The organism is Amycolatopsis sp. WAC 01375 (assembly GCF_003947325.1).
GTDB lineage: Bacteria > Actinomycetota > Actinomycetes > Mycobacteriales > Pseudonocardiaceae > Amycolatopsis.
This window is the reverse complement of record NZ_QHHW01000036.1, coordinates 526,196-540,701: the sequence shown is the minus strand read 5'-3', so window position 1 is coordinate 540,701 and position 14,506 is coordinate 526,196. Positions and strand designations below refer to the sequence as shown.

The following is a 14,506-nucleotide window of genomic DNA, read 5'->3' as shown; positions in this document are numbered from 1 at the left end:
CTTGCGAACCTGTGATTCGCAATCTTTGCAAGATGCTACGGAAGCTTCGCAGAAATTGGCAAATTGGAGGCCTGGATCCGATTTCCCCTGTCATGTCAGGGTCAGGTCAGGAAAGGCGATCACTCGCAAACTTCGCAACACCGGGAGAATCCGATGACTCAGCACGCGCAGCAGCTGGAGCAGGCGGCCGCCGAACTGGCCAAGCAGTGGGAGACCGACCCCCGCTGGGCGGGCGTGAAGCGGTCGTACTCCGCGGCTGACGTGGTCAAGCTGCGCGGCAGCGTGGTCGAGGAGCACACGCTCGCTCGCCGCGGCGCCGAGAAGCTTTGGGACCTCCTGCACAACGAGGACTACGTCCACTCGCTGGGCGCACTGACCGGTAACCAGGCGGTGCAGCAGGTCCGCGCCGGCCTCAAGGCCATCTACCTGTCCGGCTGGCAGGTCGCCGCCGACGCCAACCTCTCCGGCCAGACCTACCCGGACCAGAGCCTCTACCCGGCCAACTCGGTTCCCGCCGTCGTCCGCCGCATCAACAACGCGCTGGGCCGCGCCGACCAGATCAACTGGGCCGAGGGCAACACCGACATCGACTGGTACGCCCCGATCGTCGCCGACGCCGAGGCCGGCTTCGGTGGCCCGCTCAACGCCTTCGAGCTGATGAAGGGCATGATCGCCGCCGGTGCCGCGGGTGTGCACTGGGAGGACCAGCTCGCTTCCGAGAAGAAGTGTGGTCACCTCGGCGGCAAGGTGCTGATCCCGACCAAGCAGCACGAGCGCACGCTGAACGCCGCCCGCCTCGCCGCGGACGTGCTGAACGTGCCGTCGCTGATCGTCGCCCGCACCGACGCGCAGGCCGCCACGCTGATCACCAGCGACGTCGACGAGCGTGACCGCAAGTACGTCACCGGCGAGCGCACCGCCGAGGGCTTCTACAACGTCACCAACGGCATCGACCCCTGCATCGACCGCGGTCTCGCCTACGCCGAGTACGCCGACCTGCTGTGGATGGAGACCTCCAAGCCGGACCTCGAGGTCGCCCGCCAGTTCGCCGAGGCGATCAAGGCGAAGTACCCGGACCAGATGCTGGCCTACAACTGCTCGCCGTCGTTCAACTGGAAGAAGCACCTGGACGACGCGACGATCGCGAAGTTCCAGCGCGAACTCGGCCACATGGGCTACAAGTTCCAGTTCATCACCCTGGCCGGCTTCCACGCCCTGAACTACTCGATGTTCGACCTGGCGCACGGTTACGCCCGTGAAGGCATGACCGCCTACGTCGACCTGCAGGAGCGCGAGTTCGCTTCGGAGGACCGCGGTTACACCGCCACGAAGCACCAGCGCGAGGTCGGCACCGGCTGGTTCGACAACGTCGCGACCGCGCTGAACCCGGAGAGCTCGACCACCGCGCTCGCCGGCTCCACCGAGGCCGAGCAGTTCTGATCCCCCGCAATTAGGTGCCAGGTGGCGGTCTCTCGACTCCCAGGGGAGACCGCCACCGCCCCCCTTCTATCCCTCGCGAAGCCCAGCGGAGGCACACCATGGTTGAGAAGCTGAACTACCGGATCGACGTCTGCGGACCTGCCGGTGACCGGTTCGACGAGATCCTCACCCCGGCCGCGCTGGACTTCGTGGCCAAACTGGACAACGCGTTCGCCGGGCGCCGCCGCGAGCTGCTCGACGCCCGCCGTCTGCGCCGCGAGAAGCTCCAGTCCGGCGAGGAGCCGCTGGGCTTCCTGCCCGAGACGCATTCCGTCCGCGACGACAGCAGCTGGTCGGTCGCCCCGGCCGCGCCCGGTCTCGAAGACCGCCGCGTCGAGATCACCGGCCCGACCGACCGCAAGATGACGGTCAACGCGCTGAACTCCGGCGCGAAGGTCTGGCTCGCCGACTTCGAGGACGCGACCTCGCCGACCTGGCACAACGTCATCGACGGCCAGATCAACCTGTTCGACGCGATCCGCCGCAACATCGACTTCACGACGTCGGCGGGCAAGCGCTATACGATCGGCGACGAGCCCGCGACGATCGTCGCCCGCCCCCGCGGCTGGCACCTGGTGGAGAAGCACATCCGCATCGACGGCCGCCCGGTTTCGGCGAGCCTGGTCGACTTCGGCCTCTACTTCTTCCACAACGCGCGCCAGTTGCTGGCCCGCGGCAGCGGCCCGTACTTCTACCTGCCGAAGCTCGAGAACCACCTCGAAGCGCGGCTGTGGAACGACGTCTTCCTGCTGGCGCAACGGGAACTCGGCATCCCGCGCGGCTCCGTCCGGGCCACCGTGCTGATCGAGACGATCACCGCCGCGTTCGAGATGGAGGAGATCCTCTACGAACTGCGCGAGAACGTCTCCGGGCTGAACGCCGGCCGATGGGACTACATCTTCAGCGTCATCAAGAACTTCTCCTCGCACGGCGCGGACTTCGTGCTGCCGGACCGCGCACAGGTGACGATGACCGTCCCGTTCATGCGGGCCTACACCGAACTGCTGGTGCGCACCTGCCACAAGCGCGGGGCGCACGCCATCGGCGGCATGGCCGCGTTCATCCCGAGCAAGGACCCGGAGATCAACGCGACCGCGCTCGAAAAGGTCCGCCAGGACAAGGAACGCGAGGCGAACGACGGCTTCGACGGCTCGTGGGTCGCGCACCCCGGCCTCGTCCCGGTCTGCCGCGAGGTGTTCGACGGCGTGCTCGGCGGCTGGCCCAACCAGCTCGGCAAGCTCCGTGAAGACGTCGTCGTCACCGCCGAGGATCTGCTCGATGTCGCCAGCGCCGGCGGCGAGGTCACCGAAGCGGGTGTCCGCGCCAACATCAACGTCGCGCTGCGTTACATCGACGCGTGGCTGCGCGGCACCGGCGCGGCGGCGATCCACAACCTGATGGAGGACGCCGCCACCGCCGAGATCGCCCGCTGCCAGGTGTGGCAGTGGATCCGCAACGGCACGAAGCTCGAAGACGGCACCGCGCTCACCCACGAACTCACCGTGTCCTATTTGGACGAAGAGCTGGCGTCGGTGCGCGCCGAACTCGGCGAAGGCAACCGTCTCGACGACGCCTACGAGATCTTCACCGAGACCGCGCTGGGCGAGAAGCTGCCGAGCTTCCTCACCACCGGCGCGTACGCGCGGTACCTGACCGCGCGGTGACGCAGGCTCCGGCCGCCCCTACCTGACGCGGGGCGGCCGGGTTCCACACCGGTTTGGGACGGTGTGGCCCAACGGGTCCGGTGGCGGAGGCTCCCCGCCACCGGACCCGCTTCACGCGCGCGCCCCTCCGGTAGCGCTGTCGGGCGTGCGCCCGTCGCGGAGGCCCCGTCCTCACCACACCACCCGTGGACGGGGCCTTCGTGGCTTTCCGCCGTGTGCGAAAGCGGCTGCGAGGAGCCCCTCGGACAGGTCACGATCGCGGGATGACGATGTGGAAGTTCAGCGGCGAGGTCGCCGAGTTCTATCAGCGCTACCGCCGTGGCTACCCCGCCGAAATCTTCGACAAGCTGGTGGTGGAATTCGGGCTGTCCACCGAAGACACGGCACTGGACCTCGGCTGCGGCACCGGCCAGCTGACCCGGTCGCTCGCCGCCAGGACCCGTTCGGTCATCGGGATGGATCCCGAACCGGACATGCTCGCCCAGGCGAGGAAAGCGACGTCCGGGCTCACCAACGTGAACTGGCTCGTCGGTGCCGACAGCGACGTTCCGGCGCTGCGAACGTTGCTGGGGCGGGACAGTCTCGGCGTGGTCACGATCGGGCAGGCCCTGCATTGGATGGACCACGCGACCTTGTTCCCCGCGCTCCGTTCGCTGCTGCGGCCCGGCGGCGGGGTCGCCGTGCTCACCAACGGGGCGCCGATGTGGCTGCACGAGAGTTCGTGGTCGAAGGCATTGCGCGAATACCTTTCCGGCTGGCTCGGTCAGCCGCTCGTGCGCACCTGCGGGGCCGGGCAAGAGGAACAGGACCGGTACCGCGCGAGCCTGGAGGCCGCCGGATTCGCCACCGGTTCGGACGTGGTGGAGTACGAGGACGAAATCGACCTCGAATTCGTCATCGGCGCGGTCTACTCCGCGACCCCGGAGGACCGGCTGCCGAAACCGGCCGAGCGCGCCGGATTCGAGGAGCGGCTGAGCGCCGCCATTTCCCCGTACGCGCCGTTCGTGGAGCCGGTCCAGGTACGGATCCTGATCGGCAGAAAGGGATGAACCGGTCACGGACCGCGATTAGGTAGGGGTACGTAGTGATTCCCCCGTTGTTTCGGCGGCGGGTCGCGCGGATGCTCGGCGCCGGGTGGGAATTCCGCCCGTTTCCCCGAGGAGCCACCATGAAGAAGCAGTTGAGGACCCTCTTGGCCGCGACCTTCGCCGTCCTCGCCGTCGCTCTCGCCGCCCCCGCGGTGTCCGCTTCGGCCGGGGTCTCGGTGCAGCCGGACTGTGTGCGGCCCTGCCACTTCTGATCTTCGTCACCTAGAGCAGCCCGGGGGTCGCGCCCCTCGCGACCCGCGACGCTCGTGGAGGGCGGACCCGGGTTCCCCGACATCCCGGGTCCGTCCTCCGCCCCGCCGAGGTTGCGAAAGCCACTTTCGCAACCTTCAACGTTGCGAAAGTGGCTTTCGCAACACGAAACGCGCGGGATCAGGGTTCGAAGGCGTTGCCCGTCGCGATCTTCGGGCGCCCCAGTTCCACGGGCTCCCCGACGCGGGCCCGCCGGTAGACGGCGGCGGTCGCTTCGGCGATGCGGCCCCAGTCGAAGTCCGCGGCCAGGCGCGACTGCGCGGTCAGTGCCCGCCGCGCCGCGGCGACCTCGTCGTCCAGCACCGCTTCGACGGCGTCCCCGAGGGCATCGACGTCGCCGGGGCTGAACGCCAGGCCGGTCTCGCCGTCGACGACGACCTCGCCGAGTCCGCCGGCGGTGGACGCCACGAGCGGCGCCTTCGCGGCGGCCGCTTCCAGCGCGACGATCCCGAACGGTTCGTACCGGCTGGGCAGCACGACCGCGTCGGCCGCAGCGAGCACGGCGCGCAGTTCGCGGTCGGAGAGATGCCCGACGAAGTCCACCGCGCGGCGCACGCGCAGCTTGCGTGCCTGATCGACCAGCTCCTCCAGATGCCGCCCTTTTCCGGCGATGACCAGCCGTGTCCCCGGTTTGGCGCGGCGGATCCGGGGGAGCGCGGCGAGCAGGTCCTGCACACCCTTTTCCCATTCCAGCCGTCCGAAGTAGAGCAGCAGCGGCGCCCCGGAGGGGCTGTAGACCTCGCGAGCGTGCGCGACCTCATCCGCGGGCACCTGCCAGGTGCGTTCCTCGATGCCGTTGTGGATGACGGTGACCGCGTCGCCGTCGACCTCGAACAGCTGCGCCACCTCGCGGCGCATGGCCTGCGAGCAGGTGATCAGCGCGTCCGAGCGGTTCGCGAGCCACCATTCGACCGAGTGAACCTGCTGGTTCAGCGGATGCGAGAGCCAGCCGGAGTGCCGCCCGGCCTCGGTGGCGTGGATCGTGCCGACCAGCGGCACCCGCGCGGCCTCCGCGATCGCGATCGCGGGATGGGTGACCAGCCAGTCGTGCGCGTGGACGACGTCCGGCTGCCAGCCGCGCAGCAGGTCGGTGGCGGCGCGGACCATCGCGTGCCCCATGGCCAGCGTCCACGCGACGAGGTCCCGTTCGAAGGTCACGTGCATCGGGTCTTCGGCGACCCGGATGATCCGGACGCCTTCGACCACGCGATCGGTCCTGGGATGGGTCTCGGCGTCGGTGCCCGCCGTGTGACGGCACAGGACGACCACGTCGTGCCCCTGCCCGGCGAGGTGTCTGGCCAGGGCGTGGACGTGCCGTGCGAGTCCGCCGACGACCACGGGTGGGTACTCCCACGACAACATCAGCACGCGCATGGGTGGAGGTTACTCGTGAGTCGGTCGTCACCGGGACGGGGCGATCACCCCCACAGGTGAAGCCGATGGCGGACGACAGGGGCGGCGATCTTTGCCACCATCGGGTTGATGACGTCCTCGGTGAACGCGGCCGAACCGGCCTTCAAACCCGTCGAACCGGTGCTGTCGACCCCGTGGTCCGCGCAGGTCGGACCCGGCGACGCGCTGCCGGAGTACCCGCGCCCGCGGCTGGTCCGGCGGCGCTGGCTGAACCTCAACGGGGTGTGGGAGTACGCGGGCAGCGGCTCGCCCGGCGGGAGCGGGTACGGCGAGCGGATCCTGGTGCCGTACCCGCCGGAGTCGGCGCTCTCCGGTATCGGGCGGCGCGACGAAACCCTCTGGTACCGCAAGGTGTTCCGGGTCCCGTCCGAATGGGACGGTCAGCGGGTGCTGCTCCATTTCGGCGCCGTCGACCAGTCCGCGACGGTCTGGGTCAACAACCAGGAGGTCGCCGTCCACGAAGGCGGGTACACGGCCTTCAGCGCGGACATCACCGACGTGCTGCGCCCGTCGGGATCGCAGGAACTGACCGTCCGCGCGACGGACCGGACCGATGCCTCGACGCACACCGTCGGCAAGCAGCGAAACGACGCGAAAGGGATCTTCTACACCGCCGCTTCCGGCATCTGGCAGACCGTCTGGCTGGAGCCGGTGCCGTCCGCGTACGTCCGGGATCTCCAGGTGACACCGGACCTCGACGGAGTGACGGTTGTGCCCAAGGTCACAGGCGGCACCCAGGTGGAAGCGATCGTCAGTGAGCCCGGTGGCGCGGAGGTGGCACGCGTCCTAGGGGATGCGGGACGGCGGTTGCGCGCGGAGGTGCCTTCGCCGCGGCTGTGGACGCCGGACGATCCGTATCTCTACGACATCGAGGTCCGATTGCTCGACGAGAGCGGCAACGTGCTCGACGCCGTCGAGTCCTACACCGGGCTCCGCACGATCGGGACGGTCACCGACGCCGAGGGCAGGCCGCGGATCGCGCTCAACGGCCGGATCACCTTCCTGCACGGCCCGCTCGACCAGGGCTACTGGCCGGACGGTGTCTACACCGCGCCCACCGACGAGGCGTTGCGGTTCGACCTGGAGAAGACCAAGGAGCTCGGCTTCAACTTCGTCCGGAAGCACGTCAAGGTCGAGCCGGAGCGCTGGTATTCCTGGGCGGACAGGCTGGGCCTGCTGGTCTGGCAGGACATGCCGTCGCTCACCGTCTCCTTCGACGGTCCGCCCGGGACAGCGCCCGATCCGGTGCCGGAGGCGAAGGCGCGGTTCGAAGCGGAGCTGACCGAGATGGTGGAGCAGCTGCGCGGGGTGACCTCGATCGTCGGCTGGGTGCCGTTCAACGAGGGCTGGGGCGAGTTCGACACCGCACGCGTCGCGGAACTGGTGAAACGCCTCGACCCGACCAGGCTCGTCGTCGCGAACAGCGGCGTGAACTGCTGTTTCTCGCGGCCGGACGCCGGTGCCGGCGACGTCTACGACGACCACACCTATGTGGGGCCGGGGAAACCCGCGGTGAAGGACCGCCGGGTGATCGTCGACGGCGAGTACGGCGGCCTCGGCCTGGTCCTCGACGAGCATCGCTGGCCGGGGGAACCGCAGGCCTACGAGATGACGCTGACCTCGGCACAGCTCACGGAACGCTATGCCGAGGTCAGCGAGCGCCTGGAACGGATCATCCCCGAAGCCGGGCTCTCCGGCGCGATCTACACCCAGACCACCGACGTCGAAAACGAGGTCAACGGCTTGCTCACCTATGACAGGCGGGTGCTGAAGGCCGATCTCGCGACCGTGGCCGCCCGCAACCGCGCGGTCATCGCGGCGGGTCAGTCCGGCTGAGCCTCCACCGGCCCGCCCGGGTCCCGGACCCGGACGGGCACCCCGAGCAGCTGGGAAGGCAGCTGCCCGTGGTCGTGGCCGGGGGTCATCCACACGTCGATCGTGGGTTTCCCCTCGGCCTCGCCCTGTCCGACACCGACCACTCCTGGTACGTCGTCGAGCCAGCGTGACGCCGAGACGAGCGCGGCGTCGACATCCGGAATTTCGTCGGTCACTACGGATGCACCCTGATCCCGAGCGACGCTTCGACCAGTGTGATCCGGTTGATCACGGTGACCACCGGCGAACCCGCGAACAGCAGGCCGACGGCGTTCTCGCTCAGATCCGCCACGAGGCTGCCCGAGTCGCCACCGGCCGACATGTCGGTGGTCAGCAGCTGTTGCGCGAACCGGGCCACCCGGCCGCCGCCGTAGTTCACGTCGACGGTGGCGTTGATGTTCGTGATCCGTCCGGTCGTCCAGTTCGTGGTCCGGCCGGTCTTCTGCACGAGCGTGCCGACCGCGGGTGCCACGTTGGTCCCCTTGAGGTCGCCGACCCAGAAGATCCGCCGGTCGAGGTCGTGGAACTGGCCTTCGGCGATCGCGGCGTCGACGAAGTTCAACGGCACCGGCTGGCCCGGCTGGATGAACTTGATCGGCACGAACCGGCTCAGCCTTGCGATGACGTCGGTGGGTACGACGCCGCCGTCGAACGGGCCGGGCTGCAGGATCGGGTCGCCGATGGCGGCGGCGTTCGAGTTCGCCAGCACGTGGTTGTTGCTCAGGATGTAGTACCTGGGCGGCTTCCCCGGCAACGCGGTGGCGTCGTAGACGGCGGTGCCGTAGGTGCCGGCGGTGATCTTGAAGTGGCCGACGCTCAGCCCGCCGAACGCCGGGCGGAACCGCTTGGCCAGCGTGAACGGACCGACCTGCTCCCTGGCCAGTTCGTCGGGGCGGGCGAGCGTCGGAGCCGGCGGCTCGTCGAGCATCGTGGCGGCACCGTTCGCCCTCGACGGCGCGATGCTCCGGCCCGCTTGCAGGACACCGACTTCCTGGACGTCGGTGGGCACCCCGGCGAGCGTCGCGGGAACCAGGTCGTCGTCACGGAGCATTTCGTGCGGCATCTTCGTGTCGACCAGAACGGTGATCGCCTTCTCACCGGTGTCCATCCCGCGAGACCATTTCGTACCGAGTGCCACACCGACGACGTTCTGTCTGGAGAGCAGTGCGTCCTCCTCGGCCGCCTGTACACTCGCCAGTGAGAGGAATTCATCCGGGATCATATTGTTTTCGATCACGTCGGCCACGCTTTCCCGCGATTTCGGATGGATTGCAGGGGGCCCCGACGAGCGAGTCTGCTCCGTTCGCCCTGGTGGCGCCATAGTGCAAACGGGTAGACCGGTTCATTGTCGACTGTCGAGATTTCCCTTGTAGGCCAAGGGTTTGTGATCTATCGACCGGCCATCGCGCCGAGCTGTGGCGCATTCAGGGACTTTGGTCCCTTATTTCGCGGAAAAAGAAACGGGCGGTTCACCGGATCATTCCGGTGAACCGCCCGCTGCCGGGAAAAGCGCGATTCAGGCGTCGACGGTCGCCTCGATCGCCTTGGTGATCGTGTCGTCTTCGGGTTCGGTGCGCGGGCGGAAACGTCCCACCACTTCACCGGACGGGGCGACGAGGAACTTCTCGAAGTTCCACTGCACGTCGCCGCCGGCGCCTTCCGAGTCGGCCGTCTTGGTCAGTTCGGCGTAGAGCGGGTGACGGGTTTCGCCGTTCACGTCCAGCTTTTCGAACAGCGGGAACGAAACGCCGTAGGTCGTCGAGCAGAAGGTCTGGATCTCCTCGGCGGTGCCCGGCTCCTGCCCGGCGAACTGGTTGCACGGGAACCCGACGACGGAGAAACCCTTGTCCGCGTAGCGTTCCTGCAGCTTCTCCAGCCCGGTGTACTGCGGCGTCAGCCCGCATTTCGACGCCACGTTCACCACCAGCAGCGTCTTGCCTTCGAGCGCGCCGAGCGTGGTGTCCTCGCCCGCGAGCGTCTTCAGCGGGATGTCGTGGATCCCCATGGTTGCCCCTTTCGTCATTTCCTCAGCAGGTCACGCGCGTCGACATGGCCGAAGGGCCCATCGTCGCGCCGAAACGCGGCCGCGGTCTCCCGCGCGCGGTCGAGCGCTCCATCGCGGAGCAGTCCGGCGAGCGTGTCGAACCGTTCGGTGTGCACTTTCGCCCGCCGCCGTGCGTAGTCGGCGGCGGAATCCTTGGTGACCATGAACGCCCAGTCGCTCGAAAGCGCCAGCATCGCTTCGGCGACGGCCTGATCGCGGACGGCGTCACGCGTCGTCGTGTCCATCCCGGTGACCAGGTCGAGCATCCGGTGCTGCAGCGCGGTGTTGTCCCGCACCATGTCGGCGACCTGCTCGCCGTCCCAGACCCGCCAGTCCTTGCCCGATCCCCACGACGACGCCGGGAGATCGACCTTCCCGCCGAGGTGGCCCGCTTCGAGCGCGCCCTTGAGGGTGGTGACGCGGACGCCCGCCTCGGGCAGCGCGCGCAGGACGCCTTCGAGCCAGGCGGGACCCTCGTGCCACCAGTGCCCGAACAGTTCCGTGTCGTACGCGGCGACGACGAGCGATTCGCGGCCGTGCTCGGCCTTGAGCGAGCGCAACCGGGCGACGACGGTGTCGACGAAGTCCTGGACGTGGCCACCGAGGGTGGCCGCCGCCATCGCCGGATCGTACGGCGCCTTGTCCGGCGGCTCGACGGTCTTGCCGGTCACCCTCGACGGCTTGAGGCCGACTTCGTGCGCCCAGGTGTGGAAGTCGCGATAGGCGGCGTGGCCGGGGTAGCCGGCCTTCGGCGACCAGACGCGGTACGTGACTTCGAGATCGCGGCCGAAGCAGACGACGTCGGAATCGCCGACGGTCCGCGCCGCCGACGTGTCGCCGTGCAGGGACGGGCCGTCGACCATGAACCGCTGGACACCCGCGGCGGCGTAACCGGCTTCCATGCCGGGTTCGTAACCGCATTCAGGTGCCCAAATGCCTTCGGGACGCCGTCCGATCCGCAGTGCGGTGTCGGCGAGACCGCCGCGCAGCATGAAGTCACGGACGGCGGGGTCGAGCAGCGGCTGGAACGGATGCGCCAGCGGGCCGCCGAGCAGTTCGATCGTCCCGTTGTCCACAAAGGACCGGAGGATGGGGGAGAAGCCATGTCGCCATTGGGTTTCGAGTTCTTCTGACGCTTTGGTGGCGGTCCGGTATTCGCTCGCGGCGAGGTCGCGCAGCAGCGGGTCGCCGCCGCGCCAGAGCGTGGACGCGTGCCAGGCGCGCAGCTGCCAGTGCCCGAGCCAGTCGTGGAAGGCGTCGATGCAGTACGGGTCGTCGAGCTGGGCGGCGAGGATCGGCGTCATGCCGAGCGTGAGGACGTCTTCGCGGCCCTCGTCGGCGAAGCGGCGCAGGAGATCGACCATCGGCAGGTAGGAATGCGCCCACGCCTGGTAGAGCCATTCTTCGCCGACCGGCCAGGAACCGTGGTGCGGCAGCCACGGCAGATGGCTGTGCACGACGAGGCAGAACGTGCCCTCGTATTCGGTCATCGGCGCACCGCCACGGCGACGAGGTCGAGGCTGGCGTCGAGGTCTTCACCGTGGACGGCGAAATCCGCGGCCTGGATGGCTTCGACGTCGGCGAGCAGTTCCGCGGGCCAGGTCGCCTGCCCGGGCAGCTGCCCCATGACGACGTCGAGCTGCGCGTCGATGATCGAGCCGCCGTACTTGGCGTCGAGCTTCGCGACGCCCTCGCCGTGGTGGAGACCGTGCAGCGTCTCGACCTCGAAACCGGCGTCACGCAGCAGTTCGTCCAATTCGGACGGTGCGAGTTCCCTGGTGTGGAACGGGTTGAGCGGGGTGTCGCTGTCCGGGGTGAAGGTCAGCCGGTTGGGTGTGGTGACGATCAGCCGTCCGCCGGGGGCGAGCACGCGGTGGCATTCGGCGAGGAAGGCGCCTTGGTCCCAGAGGTGCTCGATCACCTGGAAGTTGGCGACGACGTCGACCGCGGCGTCCCGCAGCGGCAGGAACACCAGGTTCGCCCTGGTCACGCCGATGCCGGGGTAGCGGCGGGCGACGTGCTCGGTGGTGGGGGCGTCGTAGTCGAGCGCGAGCACCCGCTCGGCGACGGTGTCGATGAGCCCGGCGCCGTAGCCCTCGCCGCAGCCTGCCTCCAGGACGGTCTTGCCCTCGCACAGCGGCAGGAGCTTTTGATACGCGGCCTCGTGGCGGCGGTACCAATAGTTTTCCTCGGCGATGCCCGGCACGGTGCGTTCACCGGTGAGGTGCAGCGCTTCGGCCCTGGTGGCTGGGGTGGTCACGCCGCGACCCTACCGGCCGGTCACTTCCATCCCCTCCGCAACCAGTCACCTACTTGCGGAGGGCGGCCCTCGCAAGTAGGTGACTAATTGCGGTGTCACGTTTCGCGGCGCTGCGCAGTCCAGAAGGTATGCAACGGACATTCACCCGCGTACTGCTCGTCGTCTTCGGTCTCATCGAACTGCCCGTCGGGCTGTGGCCGCTGATCAGCCCGGAGGGCTTCTACCGGGACTTCCCGGGGTTCCGCACCGGCTGGGTGGCGATGGACGGCCCCTTCAACGAGCACCTGATCCGCGACTTCGGCGGCCTCAACCTCGCGCTCGCCGCCATCCTGATCGGCGCCGCCGTGATCGGGACGACCGCCGTGGCCAGGCTCGCCGCGCTCGCCACCTTCTGTTTCGGGCTCCCGCACTTCCTCTACCACCTCGGCCACGTCTCGCATTTCGAGCCGGTGGACCAGGTGCTCATCGTCGTGACGACGGCGCTGGGGGCGGTGCTCCCGGTGGTGCTGGTGCTGATCCCCTCGAAGCGGACTACACCGGCGACACCGTGATGCCGATGGCGCCCGGGCCTAGGTGGGCGCCGAGGATCATGCTGGCGTCGACCAGGGTGCTGTCGACCATTTTGGGCAGCCGCGCCCGCAGCCGCCCGCCGATCTCGAGGTCGCGTTCGTCGGGGCCGAACCTGGTGATGGCCACTTCGACGTCCCGGTCGCCCGCGCATTCCACCGCGAGGTCGACGAGTTTGTTGAGCGCGCGCCGCTGGCCCGGCACCCGGGTCAGCGGCGCGACCTCGCCGTTCTTCAGCGTGAGCAGGGGTTTGATCGAGAACGCCGAACCGAGGAACGCCTGCGCGGCGCCGATCCGGCCGCCACGCCGCAGGAACTCCAGCGTGTCGACGTAGAGGATCTCCCGGCTGCCGCGGAACCGGCGTTCGGCCGCGTCGATGACCCGGGTGGCCTGCCCGCCGGCGGCGGCGACCTTGGCCGCCGAGGTCGCCGCGAAGCCGAGGCTCATCCCGGTGGTCCCGCTGTCGAGGACGTGGACCGGGACGCTGACCTGCTGGGCGGCCTCGCGGGCGGCGTTCACCGTCTCCGACATCCGGCCCGAGATGTGGATGCTGACGATCGCCGAGGCGCCCTTGCTCGCGGCGTCCTGGAACGCCCAGAAGAACGCGGCGACCTCGGGCGGCGCCGTCTTCACCGGCGTGCCCGCCCGCAGATGGCCGATGATTTCCTCGCGGTCGTAGCGGTTCTCTTCGTCGAAGTGCTCTCCGACCTGCAGTTGGACCTGAACGACGCCGATTCCCCAGCGTTCGGCGACCGGGACGGGAAGGCAGGCGGTCGAGTCCGTGATCACGGCGACGGGGCCGGGCATGGAACGCATGGTGGGGCAGGTTAGCCCGTCGCACACACCGGGAGTACCCCGGAATACGGCCGTTCGGGTTAGTCGCCCGGTTACACTCACTTCCGGGTGAATTACCTGGACGATGGTCCCACTAAAACGTGCATCCAGGTGAATGAGGTCACCTCGGCGGGCCGCGGCGCTGAAATGGCCCTAATCTACCGGCCAGTAGAGCTGTTGCCCCGTGGCCGACGCCGGCCACTAACGGGAGGTCGAAGTAGACCCATGACGAACATCGTTGTCCTGGTCAAGCAGGTACCGGACACCTACTCGGAGCGCAAGCTCTCCGGTGCCGACAACACTCTTGACCGCGAATCCGCCGACGCCGTGCTCGACGAGATCAACGAGAAGGCCGTCGAAGAAGCCCTGAAGATCAAGGAAGCAGGCGAGGGCGAGGTCACCGTCGTCTCGGTGGGTCCCGACCGCGCGACCGACGCGATCCGCAAGGCGCTTTCCATGGGTGCCGACAAGGCCATCCACGTCTCCGACGAGGCCCTTCACGGCTCCGACGCGATCGCCACCGCCAAGGTGCTGGCCGCCGCGATCTCGAAGGTCGAAGGCTTCGACCTGGTCATCACCGGTAACGAGGCCTCCGACGGCCGCGGTGGCGCCGTGCCGGCGATCATCGCCGAGCTGCTCGGCCTGCCGCAGCTCACCCACGTGAACGAGCTGACCGTCGACGGCACCTCGATCAAGGCCGACCGCTACACCGAGGACGGCGTCACGCACCTCGAGGCGAACCTGCCCGCGGTGGTGAGCGTCGGCGAGAAGATCAACGAGCCGCGCTACCCCTCCTTCAAGGGCATCATGGCCGCGAAGAAGAAGCCGGTCGAGACGCTGACCGTCGCGGACCTGGGCGTCGACGCCGGCGAGGTCGGCCTCGGCAACGCCTGGTCGTCCGTGCTCGAAGCCTCCCCGAAGCCGCAGCGCACCGCCGGTGAGCGCGTCGAGGACGAGGGTGACGGCGGCAGCAAGGTGGCCGCCTACCTGGTCGCGCAGAAGCTCATCTGAG

General features: G+C 68.7%; 14 protein-coding genes. 7 read left to right on the top strand and 7 right to left on the bottom strand.

From position 1 onward, the window contains the following. Positions 1–153 precede the first annotated feature (153 nt). The 4 genes from aceA (at position 154) to DL991_RS43785 (ending at position 4,443) form a co-directional block, all read left to right on the top strand. Positions 154–1,440 carry an isocitrate lyase gene (aceA, locus tag DL991_RS25380; RefSeq protein WP_072030536.1) on the top strand — a complete coding sequence of 429 codons (1,287 nt, stop codon included), beginning with the start codon at positions 154–156 and terminating at the stop codon, positions 1,438–1,440. Between the two features lie 98 nt (positions 1,441–1,538). After that, positions 1,539–3,143 carry a malate synthase A gene (aceB, locus tag DL991_RS25375; RefSeq protein ID WP_125786816.1) on the top strand — a complete coding sequence of 535 codons (1,605 nt, stop codon included), beginning with the start codon at positions 1,539–1,541 and terminating at the stop codon, positions 3,141–3,143. Positions 3,144–3,406: 263 nt separating this feature from the next. Further along, complete coding sequence (locus DL991_RS25370; protein ID WP_125786815.1) at positions 3,407–4,192, top strand: trans-aconitate 2-methyltransferase; 786 nt, start codon at positions 3,407–3,409, stop codon at positions 4,190–4,192. Positions 4,193–4,311: 119 nt separating this feature from the next. Continuing rightward, on the top strand, positions 4,312–4,443 hold the full coding sequence (locus DL991_RS43785) for a hypothetical protein (RefSeq protein WP_255431241.1): 132 nt from the start codon (positions 4,312–4,314) through the stop codon (positions 4,441–4,443). Positions 4,444–4,621: 178 nt separating this feature from the next. On the opposite strand, the gene DL991_RS25365 is transcribed toward DL991_RS43785, so the two are convergent. Further along, positions 4,622–5,875 carry a glycosyltransferase family 4 protein gene (locus DL991_RS25365; protein WP_125786814.1) on the bottom strand — a complete coding sequence of 418 codons (1,254 nt, stop codon included), beginning with the start codon at positions 5,873–5,875 and terminating at the stop codon, positions 4,622–4,624. Between the two features lie 108 nt (positions 5,876–5,983). Here DL991_RS25365 and DL991_RS25360 point away from each other — a divergent pair, with 108 nt between their 5' ends. Continuing rightward, positions 5,984–7,750: a glycoside hydrolase family 2 protein gene (locus DL991_RS25360; RefSeq protein WP_125786813.1), complete on the top strand. Its 1,767-nt coding sequence runs from the start codon at positions 5,984–5,986 to the stop codon at positions 7,748–7,750. On the opposite strand, the gene DL991_RS25355 is transcribed toward DL991_RS25360, so the two are convergent. The 5 genes from DL991_RS25355 to DL991_RS25335 form a co-directional block, all read right to left on the bottom strand. After that, positions 7,738–7,965 carry a hypothetical protein gene (locus tag DL991_RS25355; RefSeq protein ID WP_125786812.1) on the bottom strand — a complete coding sequence of 76 codons (228 nt, stop codon included), beginning with the start codon at positions 7,963–7,965 and terminating at the stop codon, positions 7,738–7,740. The genes DL991_RS25360 and DL991_RS25355 overlap by 13 nt on opposite strands. Next, on the bottom strand, positions 7,965–9,026 hold the full coding sequence (locus DL991_RS25350; RefSeq protein ID WP_125786811.1) for a serine protease: 1,062 nt from the start codon (positions 9,024–9,026) through the stop codon (positions 7,965–7,967). Before DL991_RS25350 ends, DL991_RS25355 begins: the two co-directional genes overlap by 1 nt. Before the next feature lie 279 nt (positions 9,027–9,305). After that, complete coding sequence (locus DL991_RS25345) at positions 9,306–9,794, bottom strand: glutathione peroxidase (RefSeq protein WP_125786810.1); 489 nt, start codon at positions 9,792–9,794, stop codon at positions 9,306–9,308. Between the two features lie 14 nt (positions 9,795–9,808). Next, positions 9,809–11,323, bottom strand: coding sequence for a glycoside hydrolase family 57 protein (locus DL991_RS25340; protein ID WP_125786809.1), 1,515 nt, complete (start codon positions 11,321–11,323; stop codon positions 9,809–9,811). Continuing rightward, positions 11,320–12,093, bottom strand: coding sequence for a class I SAM-dependent methyltransferase (locus DL991_RS25335; RefSeq protein ID WP_125786808.1), 774 nt, complete (start codon positions 12,091–12,093; stop codon positions 11,320–11,322). The genes DL991_RS25340 and DL991_RS25335 overlap by 4 nt, the downstream gene beginning before the upstream one ends. A gap of 128 nt (positions 12,094–12,221) precedes the next feature. On the opposite strand from DL991_RS25335, the gene DL991_RS25330 reads away from it, so the two are divergent. Next, positions 12,222–12,644: a hypothetical protein gene (locus DL991_RS25330; protein ID WP_125786807.1), complete on the top strand. Its 423-nt coding sequence runs from the start codon at positions 12,222–12,224 to the stop codon at positions 12,642–12,644. On the opposite strand, the gene DL991_RS25325 is transcribed toward DL991_RS25330, so the two are convergent. Further along, positions 12,625–13,476, bottom strand: coding sequence for a DegV family protein (locus DL991_RS25325; protein ID WP_125786806.1), 852 nt, complete (start codon positions 13,474–13,476; stop codon positions 12,625–12,627). The genes DL991_RS25330 and DL991_RS25325 overlap by 20 nt on opposite strands. 243 nt (positions 13,477–13,719) lie before the next feature. On the opposite strand from DL991_RS25325, the gene DL991_RS25320 reads away from it, so the two are divergent. After that, positions 13,720–14,505, top strand: a complete 786-nt coding sequence (locus DL991_RS25320) for an electron transfer flavoprotein subunit beta/FixA family protein (protein WP_125786805.1) — start codon at positions 13,720–13,722, stop codon at positions 14,503–14,505. The last annotated feature ends 1 nt before the right edge of the window (position 14,506 follow it).